Origin of the sequence: Acinetobacter sp. YH16052 (assembly GCF_013417155.1) — a bacterium.
GTDB lineage: Bacteria > Pseudomonadota > Gammaproteobacteria > Pseudomonadales > Moraxellaceae > Acinetobacter.
The window spans coordinates 63,419-75,627 of sequence record NZ_VPEO01000010.1 but is presented as its reverse complement, the minus strand read 5'-3'; the positions used below and the strand labels follow the sequence as shown (position 1 = coordinate 75,627).

Below are 12,209 nucleotides of genomic sequence, written 5' to 3'. Positions count from 1 at the left end.
AATTCACCTACTTCAACTGTACACGCGGATCAACCCATTTATAGATCAGATCGGCAATCAGGTTGAATATCATGGTCGCAGCAGCAACATAGACCGTAATGGCTTTAATCACAGGAAAATCGGAACGTTCTACTGCAATAATGACTTCACGGCCAATTCCCGGAATACCAAAAAAACGCTCAATCAGGAAAGCACCGATCAGCAGTGCCGGAAGTCCTGCCATCACATCGGTAATAATCGGAATGGAGGCATTGCGCAGGACATGCACGCCCATGATACGGTTTTCACCCAGGCCTTTGGCACGCGCAGTACGCACATAGTCCTGATTGACTTCATCCAGTACAAAACTACGATACAGGCGTAGTGTTGGTGCAATACTGACCACCAACATAATCAGCACAGGTAACAAGGCATATTTGAAAAGATTATCGGCAAAATTATCGCTCCAGCCCTGTACCGGGAACCAGCTCAGTTCATAGGCCAGGAAATACTGGAACACGATGATGTACACCAGAATACTGATCGACATACCGATCGTACACAGCATCATGATCATGCGATCTGTCAAAGAACCACGAACTGAAGCCACACCTAAAGCCAGAATGATAGAAATAATAGTTTGCAGAATGGTCAGTGGAATCAGAATGGTCAGTGAGGGCCCCAAACGGGTGGTGATAATCTGTGCTACCGATTCCCCGGTACTCCAGCTCACCCCATAATCAAAGGTTAAAATCTGCTTGATAAAGATCCAGAGTTGGACGTAATACGGTTGATCCACACCCAGTTGCTGACGGATGTTCTCAATCTGTTCCGCATTGGCCATTTTACCGGCCAGAATATAGGCAGGGTCTCCACCTACCCAGTTAAACAGCAGGAAAATCAGCAAAATCACCCCGAGCATGGTCGGGATCATTTGCCAAAGCCGTCGAATAATATATGCCAGCATCGCTTGCCTTCCTTAATTTTTTCCTGAAATTTCATTAAAGAAAGCTTTGCTGTCCGGATCACGACCCAAGAAGTCTTTCACCATTTGCTCGCCATGCTTTTGTCCGCCTTGGGCCAGGACCGTATTGCGATAATGCGCACCGACTTTCTTGTCCATCAGCTGATCACCAAAGGATGAAAGCATATCCAGGGCAATGACCTCAGACCACATATAGCTGTAGTAACCTGCCTGATAGCCGCCCATCAGATGCCCGAACTGTCCCGGGAACTGCTGACCGTTGACATAACCCAAGGCGGTCTTGCCTTCCATATCCTGCCAGAGTTTTAAAGGCTCAATGTTTTTTGCATCTTTACCATGCAAGGCCATATCATATTGGGCATATAAAGCCTGACGGGCATAATGCAGGCCTCGGCCGTAATTCTTCACATTCTTTAAGCGCTCGGTCATGGCAGCATCCACCCGAGGACATGCCGGCTCACAGTAATCTGCTACTTTTGACAAGGTTTCCAGACGGCGTGCCCACTCTTCATACATCTGTGATGGTGCTTCTACAAAGTCACGCTCTACCGAGGTACCAGACTGTTCTGTATAGCGGGTCTTCGAAAGAATCCCGTGCAAGGCATGACCCATTTCATGCACAAAGGTTTCCAGTTCATTGCTGTTCAAGCCCTTACGGTTAAAATTGGTCACCAGTACCGATACCGGACGACGCTGATTCAGGGTACTGCCGCCATAAGCTCCCCAGACAGCTGCATGCCCATATTTGCCTTCACGCGGGTATTTATCAACATATAATCCACCCAGGAATTCGCCCGTAGCCTTGTCATGTACCGCATAATATTCCACTTCATCATGCCAGGCCTTGACTTTCACCGGCTTGAACTCAATGCCATAGAGTTCCGAAGAAATAGCGAATAACCATTTTTGCGATGCTTCTGTCGGGAAATAATCCCGCAATTTTTCCTGGTCTACCTTGTATTTGGCCTGACGCAGTTTTTCACTCCAGTAACCCTGATTCCAGCGTGTAATTTCTGCTTTCTCTAATGGAACTTTTAAAGTTTCAGCCTTGAACTGACGTAATTGTTCTACATCCTGCTTTTCTAGAGGTGCAACTTTGGCATAAACCTCATCCAGAAAACCGTTCACTGCTTCCGGAGTTTTGGCCATGCGGAATTCAAGCGCAGAATGGGCATAGCTTTCCTTGTCAAAAAGTTGTGCCATTTCATAACGCAGATCAATGGCATTTTTCATGAATTGCAGGTTTTGTTCGGTCCCGCGACGCGTGTAAGCAGTCTGGTAACGTTTGCGTGCTTCATCACTTTCTGCCAGCTCCATAAAAGGCTGGTATTCCGGATAATCAAAGCCAAGCAGATAATTGCCCTTTTCATTTTTCTTTAAATTTGCGATGTAACTTTCTGGCAGGCCTTTCATTTCAGCTGGAGTAAATTCAACTTTTTCAGGGTTATCCCGCACATTTTTGGAAAAGTCCTGTCCCAGTTTGGTACTTTCTTCAATAATTTCTTTCAGTCGTTTCTGTTTTTCTGCACTGAGTTGCACCCCGGTGTTCTCAAACTGCTCCAGAATATCTTCTAAAAATTTCTGATCAATCGGATCACTGGCTTTCAGTTTTTTGAACTGTCCATACAGTTTAGGATTCTGATACAGGGTGGTTTGGTATTTGCTGATTTTAAGTTCACAGTCATCGGCTGCCTGACGCAATGCAGGATCCGGATCGACATTACTGTACAGCCCTACTGCTGCACCGAAATCCCGGGCTTTGGCATGCAACTCATCCCATTCAGCCAGATAAGGTCCCGCCTTGGCTTTATTTTTAATTTTCTTATTTTCAAATATCTGGATATCTTTTTGCATGGAGGCCAGACTGGCATCACATAAAGACGGAATTTCTGCAGCCTTGAATAATGGCAGCAGCTGTACTTGGGTATCTGCCGCTACACCTTGATATCCCCCCATCATCATTAAACATAAGGTACTTAATTTTAAAGATTTTGATTTCATATTCATCTCCAGATTTTTTCTTACTTTTTCGTATTAATATCGATATACATCCATTCTGAAGACAGAATCGGATGGGACTTATGTCCGATAATTTGGGGTTGGGTCAAGGCATTACGGTAGGTGCTATAGAGCATCAGGGTCGGCATGTTGACTTCCAGAATCCGGGTCATTTTGCGATAGAGCAGATCACGCTCCGGACCTGGCGGCATGCTCTGAGTTTGCTCGTAAAGACGGTCAAATTCAGGATGCTTGAAACAGGCATTGTTGGTGACATTGACATTCTTGCCATAGAACAGCTGCATAAAATTGTCGGCATCCGGATAATCGGCAATCCATGCAGAACTCTTAAACATGGTTTTACATTGCTTTTCCAGCTTGATGCCTTCAGCAAATGGCATGGCCTTACTGGTCAATCGAATATAAATACTGTCCAGGGTCTTTTTCCAGAACTCCCCCTGTTGCTGGCCCCGACTGGTATTCCCAGTAATCAGTTCAATCACCAGAGGTTTCCCTTCAGGCGTCTTCCGCCAGCCATCTGCACCGATCTTGTAGTTATAGCGGTCGAGCAACATATTGGCTGCTTTGACTGAATAGGGAATACTGCTTTTATAGGACGGTGAATAGCCTGCTACTCCTGGGGGGATAGGCATGTGCAGTTTTGCTCCATCCCCCTTAAGTAATACATTGATCATGTTTTCTACAGAAAATGCCATCGCCATGGCACGACGTAAGGCAATTTTTTCTGGCGCGAAACCACCCACGACCGGGTTTTGCATATTCCAGTAATGGTAGCTAATGGAGGGCTCTAAAATACGTGACAGCTTCACTCCCTGCTGAGCCAGCTCAGGCTTTAATTTGTCACCATCGAGGGCCTGTACGACGATATCGCCCTCAATTTCGAGCAGGTCCAGTTCATTTTTCTTAAATGCCAGCATCCGGGATTGCGCTTCTTCAATAACACGCACATCAATAGTGCCGATTTGAGGCATTTTTTTGCCCTGCATGGCTTTTACAATAGCCTGATCTTCTGCACCACTGGCTTTAAAGTCCCAGACAAAACCACGATAAGCTGGATTTGGTTTTAAGATCATCCGTGAGCCTGGTGTCCAGCGGCTAAGCACATAAGGACCAGTTCCCACTGGCCTATTCATGACCCAACCCGCCTTGTCTTTATATTTTTCAATCACTTCACGAGCTACTGCAGCGGCAGGTCCATGTGCCAGCAACATCGGAAAGTTCTGATCCGGATTATTCAGCTTTAATACCAAGGTATAGCGGTCTGGGGTCTGAATACCTTCAAACGGATTTTCATAGGCTTTGCCATTCTTTTTGGTCAGGGCCATCCATGCGTCCAGCCCTTTAATTCGGCCATCCAGCAACCAGCTGTTCGGTGAATGCAGCTTTGGGTCCAATAGACGTTTCAAGCTATAAGCATAGTCATACGAAGTCAGTTCACGTTTTTTACCGCCGAAGACCGGATCATCGGCAAAGTAAATACCCTTTTTAACTTTAATGGTATAAGTCAAACCGTCTGCACTCACTTGAGGCAAACTGACTGCAGTCAATGGCACTAATTTTGCCGGCGAGGCCAGATAATCATAGGTAAATAAGGTCTCAAAAATCGCAGCATTAATCTTGGCTGAATAACGGTCATGGATATAACCAGGATCAAAACCGGTTTCAGCTGCCAGAAATACTGTTTTTAAAACCTTATTCGGGTTGGCAGGATTGCTGGCCCATGTCGGTGCACTCCCTGCCATCATCAAACCGGCCACTAACACCCCACTGGCCAGTTTTTTTAAAGTATTTTTATTCACATTCATACTGGTTCTTAATCTTCTCAAGTTATTTTTTAACAGGTTCAATATCCATATATTGCCAAACTGCTCTGGTCACCGGATGGGCTTTAAAGCCCTGTACATGCGGATGAATTAACCAGTTACGTATACGAGTATTGTGCAGAATCCATGGATTATCGGCCTCCATCTGGCGGTTCATCTGCTCATAATATGGCGTCCGCTGCTGTGGCGGCAGTTTCATTGCAGTCTGGTACAATGCGTCATAGGCTTTTGAGGTATAGCAACTCAGGTTGCCTTGCTGCGCATTTGGCCCATACAGTAATTGGGCAAAGTTTTCCCCTTCCGGATAGTCCGCAATCCAGGCCCCACCCCACATCATATGTTTGCATTGGGTGGCTTCTTTTAAATTGTCAGCAAAATTACTGACCTTGAACTCAATTCGCACCCCGATCGCATCCAGATTCTTTTTCCATAACTCTGCAGAAATCACCGAAGAGCTTGAGCTGGTTGAATTCATTTTTAGTGTCAAAGGTTTGCCATCAGGCAAGGTTCGGTAACCATCAGCGCCTTTCTTATAGCCAAAGCGGTCAAGCAGTTTATTGGCCAGTAATGGGTTATAAGCAATACTGCTTTTATACGTCGGGTCATGTCCACCCACGCCCTCTGGCAAAATCATTTCAGCTTTATCGGCATGACCTTTGTACAACTGCTGGATGGCTTCTTTCTGGTTATAGGACAAGGCGAGAGCACGACGTAAGGCAATTTTTTCCAATGAATTTCCACCAATTAACGGATCACGCATATTCATGATGGTATAGGTAATTTCCGGTTCTTTATTCGGATAATGCAGGATGCCTTTTTTCTTGTATTCGCTTTTCAGCTGCTTATTTTCCAGTGCCTGTTCGGCGCCGCTCGCAGTGAGTTTGTCATAGTCCAGTTGTCCAGACTTTAAAGCCAGCCAGCGAGACTGTTCCTCTTCAATAATACTGATTTTGACCTTGCCAATTTGCGGCATCTGCTTGCCTTGCATGGCTTTGACAATACGTTGATCCCATTCGGAACCATCGCCCTTAAAGTTCCAGACAAAACCGCGATAATTCGGGTTGGCAGTCAGTTCAATACGGCTACGCGGCACATATTTGTGTAACTGATACGCCCCTGTTCCAACCGGATGCTGACCTGCCCGATGACCATAATGTTCGATCGCTTCCCGTGCGGTACCACTAAAAGCAACATAGGCCAGAATGTAAGGAAAATTCAGGTCTGAACGGGTCAAGGTAATTTGTAAGGTATATTTATCTAGAGCTTTTAAACCGGCAATCGGAGCATCATAGTTAAATTTACCCGTTTTTTTGGCCTGCTGAATGACTTGATCTGCGCCAAGAATTTTGCCTTCAATAAAGGAAAAAGAAGGTGAATGATTTTTTGGATCCATCACCCTTTGCATGGAATAAATATAATCCCGGGCGACCAGTTCACGCTTCTTGCCCTGAAAGGCCGGATCCGGACTGAAATAAATTCCTGGCTTGATTTTAAAAGTATAAACTTTGCCATCCTGTTCAACCACGGGTAAAGACTCGGCGGTATTTGGGGCCAAAATTGCAGGCCGGGCCAGATAGTCATAACGCAACAAAGGCTCAAAAATGGCCTCAGCCACGCTACCACTATAAAAATTATAGGTTTTGACCATATCAAAACCATCATCAGGCGCTTCGAAAGCCAAGTTTAAAACTTTATCCGGATGTGCAGATGATTTTGCCCAGGAGGTTTGCCCCGTAGTCATGGCCAAGGCCAAAATTGTCATACTGAAAAATGATGATTTCAAATTTGTACCTATTCTTGATCTTGAAGTTTTAATTGCTATAGGAAGTCTTTAACATATCATCCCATATTTGCTTCAATGGATGGGTCAAAGCTGGACAGATGGAATAAACTGAACAAAGCGAATTTCATGCCATCCTCAAAAAATAACGTTTTTTTCCTGTTATTAACTCAAAAAAGCTTATTTTTATTAATCATTTAAAACATTATCAATAACATAATATTTTCCATGAATCATTAATTAAATTTTTATCCTCAAAATTCTTACTGAAGTTCATTTCGCACAAAAATAACTCAACCCTGTTTCATCTTATTGCACTATTGTATACCTTTAGGTAAACAATAAATAAACACAAGTACTTGTATTATAAATAATTTATTTTAAAAAAATATTGTATATTCTATGTAAAAATTATGCACCATGATTAAACTTTATTCAATTTCTCTTTCAGTTTTAGATTCCTTTCTTATTCATTAAATATTTATTTTTTACTTTACCATGGTTTTCTTTAGTGACTTAGTTCACATTTTCAACCTCAATATCTTGATATTTCTTCATCAGAACTTAGTCAACCCCCAAAAACACCAAATTATATCCAATATTTTCATATAGTTAATAATTATAAGAAATAATGATTTATAAGTTGGCATCCGCTTTGCTTAAATCCTCCCAGCACTACTTCACATAACAAAAGGGTGAAAATTACGATGAAAAAAAACAAATTGGTCGGATCTATGGGGGCTCCAACAGTTGGCAAGACAATACTCAAGTTAAGTACGCTTACCTTAAGTATGATGTGCTTGTCTTTGGCACATGCAGCCGATGAACCAGAAAACTCTGCCGCTCAACCTACCAAGGTTCAAAAATTGACAGTGACAGGTTCATCTATTAAAGGAGTAGCTGCACAAAGTGCATCTCCTATTACTGTGCTTAAAGTCGAAGATCTGGTGAATCAGGGGGTCACCACGGTTGAAGAAGCCATTAATAAAGTAAGTGCTAACCAAGCTGGTTTTGCTGTTTCTCAAAATATTGGTAAAAGTAATACTTCAGGTTCTTCTGCCAACCTGCGTGGGATTGGTACTGATAAGACCTTAGTTTTATTAAATGGGCGTCGTTTGGCTAACAGCCCATTTAGTACTTCTGAAGTTAACCTGAATATTATTCCGCTCGCGATGGTTGAGCGAATCGAGATTCTGCGTGATGGTGCTTCTGCAGTATATGGTGCAGATGCAATTGCCGGCGTAATTAACTTTATTATCAAAAAGGAATACCAAGGTTTCGGTATTTCTGGTGGACTGCAAGCACCTGAAGAAAAGAATGGCGACAAATATGATGTCTCTATTTTCGGTGGTTATGGTGATCTGGATGAACAAGGTTTCAACGTTTACGGTGTAGTAGATTATCGTACTTCTGACATGATCATGGCCAAAGATCGTAAAGTCAGCCGTCGTGGTGGTTTAATTCCAGAGTTGAACATGGCGATCGGTTCAAGTGCCGGCTTCCCTGCCAACCTTTTAGATTCAGGTGTAGGTGTAGTTAACCCTTATATCAATCAAAACTGTAATAATGCACCAAATATGTTTGTATCTGGTACACGTTGCCTGTTAAACACTCAAGCACTCATTGGTATTACTCCAGAAGAAGAAACTTTTTCAGCTCTAGGTAAAGGTACCTTCAAATTAACCGATTCATTAAATGCGGTTGCTGAATATATTTATACTGAAAGTAAAGTAAAAACCTCGATAGCACCTGATGTATGGGGAGGTAGTCTTTCTATTCCAAATACCAGCAAATATTATCCAGGCAACGGCATTACACCAGACATCGCTGGTCTGGTAGATCCAAGAGCAGCACTTTATTTACGTTCACAATCAGGTAACCGTGTTTCTCAATCAGAAAATGAATCAAACCGCTTTTTTGCAGGGATTGAAGGTGAAGTCTACGGTTGGGATGTAAATGGTGGCGTTACTTATGCCAAAAGTGAAGCAACTGATAATTTCGTCAGTGGTTACCTGAATCAAAGTTTGGTTCAAGCCGCACTTAATGATGGCACCTTAAACCCATTTGGTCCTCAGGCCGCTGCAGATGCTGGGAAATGGTCTACTTTTGATGTGGCAGGCCCAACAAATATGGCAAGTCTGGATTCTACCACTATAGATTTCACCGTCAGCCGTCCAATCTATGAACTACCTGCAGGTGAAGTTGGATTTGCCTTGGGTGGTAGCTACACCACTCAGGACTGGGAAGCCAAGGTGAATGCCGATCTTGTTCGCCAGGTTCCAGGTTCTGGTATTGATCCAAATAAACCGTCAAGTTCAGGTGACCGTGATATTACTGCGGTGTTTACTGAATTACATGTACCGATCTTGCCGACTCTAGAAGCTCAACTTGCGGCACGTTATGATGACTATAGTGACTTTGGTGATACTTTCAATCCAAAAGTATCCCTACGTTGGGAACCGGTTAAAGAGTTAATGTTCCGTAGTTCTTATAGTACTGGATTCCGTGCCCCAAGTATGTGGGAAATCAACTCTTTACAAAGTGAAACCAATACTAGCACTAACTTCAATAACCCACGTTTTTGTGATGCTAACGGTCAACCGACCAGCACCCAATTTGCAGACCAATGTGGTATGCAGTTCAAGCGTAAACAAGGTGGTAACCCAGACTTACAGCCAGAAGAATCAACCTCTTTTACAGCCGGATTCGTATATGAACCAATCAAGAATCTGGTATTCACCGCTGATTACTACAATATTGACATTGAAGGTTTAGTCAGCTCAGTTACTCCTAATGACATTTTTAATGACCTTGATCGCTATGGCAATCTGATCGTTTACGCTCCAGATGGTCGTATCCAGTATTTAAATACAACTCTACAAAATATGGGTGGATTAAAAACTGAAGGGATTGACCTCAGCCTGAACTACTTAAGCCCAATGACAGCAACAGGCCGTTTTGGTTTTGGGATTGATGGTACCTATGTCATCAAAATGGATGAGCAAGAAGAACCAAACGGTGAATGGGAAGGGCTCGTCGGCATCTATGATGATCCTGCAGTCGTCCGCTGGAGACATATTGCCAATATCAACTGGTCTTATGAAGACTGGAAAATGAGACTAGAACAACAATATATCCGTGGTTATGAAGACTTTTCTCAAGAACGTGATGTAAGTGCCTATACGCTTTATAACTTTGCAGGCACCTATAGCGGATTCAAGAATTTAGAGCTAACTGCAGGTATTCGCAACATGTTTGATGCAGAACCACCTGCTTCTGATGCAACCAACAATGCTCAATATGGCTATGACCCTCGTCACGGTGATCCAATGGGCCGTACCTACTTCCTACGTGGTACTTATAAATTCTTTTAATTAATTACTTCGCAAACACTGCTGCCAAGCGGTGTTTGCGGTTTTCCCCGTTTAATTTTAGCCAAACAAAAAATAATGCTGCCTGTAACTAAAAAAATTTTCTCATCAGTGCACTATTTCCTGTTTGTCTTAAATTCTAGGAGTCATGATGGGCACAAAGTTTGAAGACTTAGAAAAAAACTCCGCCAAAAAACTGACTGGTATTGGGGTCGTTGTTTTTTTGCATATCCTGGTGGGCCTGGTACTCATGGCTGGTATGGCAAAAGACATTATTAAACCGACGGAACAGCCAGTTGAGCTAATGATTATTCAAGATATTAAGCCGCCTGAACCTGAGCCACCAAAAGAAACACCCCCTGAACCACCAAAAATCGTGGAAAAAGTGGCACAAGTGCCTGAGGTGAAACCGGTTGAAAAAGTAGTTCCTGTACAGAAAACACTTCCAACGCCAACCCAACCGACAACTGTTGCAGTGCCTACTCCCGTTGCAGCGAATCCTTCACCAAGTCCGGTAGCAGCACCGGCTCCAGTAGTCGCAGCCGCTCCAGCACCAGCCCCTCCACCCGCTGGTGTCACTCGTGGTGTTTCACAAGGTGAAGCAGGTTGTAAACGCCCAGACTATCCACGTGATGCACTAATGAATGAAGAACAAGGTGAAGTCTTGATCTCTGTATATGTAAATACCACCGGCAAGGTCCAGGATGCCAAAGTGAAAAAGTCGAGCGGTAGTCGTGCGCTGGATCGTGCAGCATCCAAGGCCTTCAGTTTATGTACTTTCAAGCCAGCAATGAAAAATGGCGAGCCGCAAGAATCTTGGTATGACATTCCCTATGAATTTGTCCTTGACTAACAGATACAACAGATAAAGAAAAAAATCAGGAGATCTATGATGAAAAAATCACTAAAACCTTTAAAAAACATGACTGCTGCCGGTGTAATTGCCATGAGCACTTTATTACCTCTACAAGCAGTTTTTGCAGAACAGTCCGCTACACCCAATACCACTGCTGTTACTGAAACAGCGGTAACAACACCTGCAACAGCGGCTACACGGACCCCACCGCCATTACCAGCTGAAGCTAAGGATGAAAAGGCTGGATATAATCCTTATGGCCTAGAAGCCATGTGGAAAGAAGGTGATATTGTTTCGAAAGTTACCTTGTTCATTCTATTGATTATGTCGATTGGTACCTGGTACATCATGATCAGCAAATGCCTGCAACAAGGCAAGATTCGCAAGCAAGCCAAGGAAGCTGAACACCAGTTCTGGGAATCGTCTTCTCTGGATAACGCAGCCCAAAACCTTAATGAAGCCAGCGTTTACCGTTTTATTGCAGAAAAAGGGATTAAGTCAACCCAAAATCATGGCGGCACATTACTTGAGCGTATTGATTTCAATACCTGGGTCACCATCTCAATTTCCCGTGCGATCGACAAAATCCAGAACCATCTGAGTGGTGGCCTGGCCTTCCTTGCGACAGTCGGGTCTACCGCACCTTTCGTTGGACTTTTCGGAACCGTTTGGGGGATTTACCATGCACTGACTGCCATTGGTGTTTCAGGTCAGGCTTCGATTGATAAAGTAGCAGGTCCAGTGGGTGAAGCACTGATTATGACAGCTATCGGTCTGGCCGTAGCAGTACCTGCAGTACTTGGCTACAACTGGTTGACTCGCCGTAATAAAGCGGTCATGGAAGAAGTCCGTACTTTTGGTTCTGATTTACACGCAGTATTACTCAGCGGTGAAATTACAACCAATAATCCTGTTAATCGTGACGTGAAGTAAGAGTGAGGCATCAGCCATGGGAATGATGGTCAATTCAAACGACAGCGATGATGAGGTAATTGGAACCATTAATACCACACCTTTGGTTGATATTATGCTGGTTTTGCTCATTATCTTCCTGATTACTGTACCGGTTGCCATTCATACCGTACCTGTCGATCTGCCCGAAGAAAGAAATGTACCGTATGAAACCAAACCGGAAAATGTTCAGCTGGCTGTCAATAAAACTGGCGATATTTTCTGGAACGAAATCTATATCGCAGATAAAACAGTTTTACTGAGTCGTTTACAGGCAGAAGCCCAGAAACGTCCGCAGCCTGAAGTGCATATTCGTGGTGATCAGTTAACACCTTATGAGGCAATTGATCAGGTGATTAGTACCACCCAACAGGCCGGTATCGGCAAAATTGCTTTTGTCACCACTCCGCCCGCTACACCTTAAGCACAAAGAAGGATTAAGTTT

The 12,209-nt window shown here is 43.7% G+C and carries 8 protein-coding genes; 4 read left to right on the top strand and 4 right to left on the bottom strand.

Going from position 1 to position 12,209, the window contains the following annotated elements:
* Positions 1-7: 7 nt before the first annotated feature.
* From FTV42_RS08795 to FTV42_RS08780, 4 genes are read right to left on the bottom strand one after another with little or no spacing between them, the layout of a single operon-like run.
* On the bottom strand, positions 8-946 hold the full coding sequence (locus tag FTV42_RS08795) for an ABC transporter permease (RefSeq protein ID WP_004279216.1): 939 nt from the start codon (positions 944-946) through the stop codon (positions 8-10).
* Between the two features lie 12 nt (positions 947-958).
* A complete protein-coding gene (locus tag FTV42_RS08790; RefSeq protein WP_180038522.1) occupies positions 959-2,965 on the bottom strand; it encodes a M3 family metallopeptidase in 2,007 nt (668 codons plus the stop codon).
* 20 nt (positions 2,966-2,985) lie between these two features.
* Positions 2,986-4,788, bottom strand: a complete 1,803-nt coding sequence (locus FTV42_RS08785) for an ABC transporter substrate-binding protein (protein WP_180038521.1) — start codon at positions 4,786-4,788, stop codon at positions 2,986-2,988.
* A gap of 22 nt (positions 4,789-4,810) precedes the next feature.
* Positions 4,811-6,568, bottom strand: coding sequence for an ABC transporter substrate-binding protein (locus tag FTV42_RS08780; RefSeq protein ID WP_180038544.1), 1,758 nt, complete (start codon positions 6,566-6,568; stop codon positions 4,811-4,813).
* Positions 6,569-7,293: 725 nt separating this feature from the next.
* Between FTV42_RS08780 and FTV42_RS08775 the strand changes: the two genes are divergently transcribed.
* The 4 genes from FTV42_RS08775 (at position 7,294) to FTV42_RS08760 (ending at position 12,188) form a co-directional block, all read left to right on the top strand.
* A complete protein-coding gene (locus FTV42_RS08775) occupies positions 7,294-9,960 on the top strand; it encodes a TonB-dependent receptor (RefSeq protein ID WP_180038520.1) in 2,667 nt (888 codons plus the stop codon).
* A gap of 148 nt (positions 9,961-10,108) precedes the next feature.
* Positions 10,109-10,810: an energy transducer TonB gene (locus FTV42_RS08770; protein WP_180038519.1), complete on the top strand. Its 702-nt coding sequence runs from the start codon at positions 10,109-10,111 to the stop codon at positions 10,808-10,810.
* A 36-nt stretch (positions 10,811-10,846) separates the two neighbouring features.
* The gene (locus tag FTV42_RS08765; protein WP_180038518.1) at positions 10,847-11,746 is read left to right on the top strand and encodes a MotA/TolQ/ExbB proton channel family protein; all 900 of its coding nucleotides are present in this window, start codon (positions 10,847-10,849) and stop codon (positions 11,744-11,746) included.
* Between the two features lie 16 nt (positions 11,747-11,762).
* Entirely contained in the window at positions 11,763-12,188 is a 426-nt protein-coding gene (locus FTV42_RS08760; protein ID WP_004279209.1) for a biopolymer transporter ExbD, read from the top strand.
* Positions 12,189-12,209: the final 21 nt, after the last annotated feature.

Bases quoted from the DNA above. Each gene is read 5' to 3' on its own strand.
- FTV42_RS08765 (WP_180038518.1), top strand. From the start codon at position 10,847: ATGATGAAAAAATCACTAAAACCTTTAAAAAACATGACTGCTGCCGGT.
- FTV42_RS08795 (WP_004279216.1), bottom strand. From the start codon at position 946: ATGCTGGCATATATTATTCGACGGCTTTGGCAAATGATCCCGACCATG.
- FTV42_RS08790 (WP_180038522.1), bottom strand. From the start codon at position 2,965: ATGAAATCAAAATCTTTAAAATTAAGTACCTTATGTTTAATGATGATG.
- FTV42_RS08760 (WP_004279209.1), top strand. From the start codon at position 11,763: ATGGGAATGATGGTCAATTCAAACGACAGCGATGATGAGGTAATTGGA.
- FTV42_RS08780 (WP_180038544.1), bottom strand. From the start codon at position 6,568: ATGACAATTTTGGCCTTGGCCATGACTACGGGGCAAACCTCCTGGGCA.
- FTV42_RS08785 (WP_180038521.1), bottom strand. From the start codon at position 4,788: ATGAATGTGAATAAAAATACTTTAAAAAAACTGGCCAGTGGGGTGTTA.
- FTV42_RS08770 (WP_180038519.1), top strand. From the start codon at position 10,109: ATGGGCACAAAGTTTGAAGACTTAGAAAAAAACTCCGCCAAAAAACTG.
- FTV42_RS08775 (WP_180038520.1), top strand. From the start codon at position 7,294: ATGAAAAAAAACAAATTGGTCGGATCTATGGGGGCTCCAACAGTTGGC.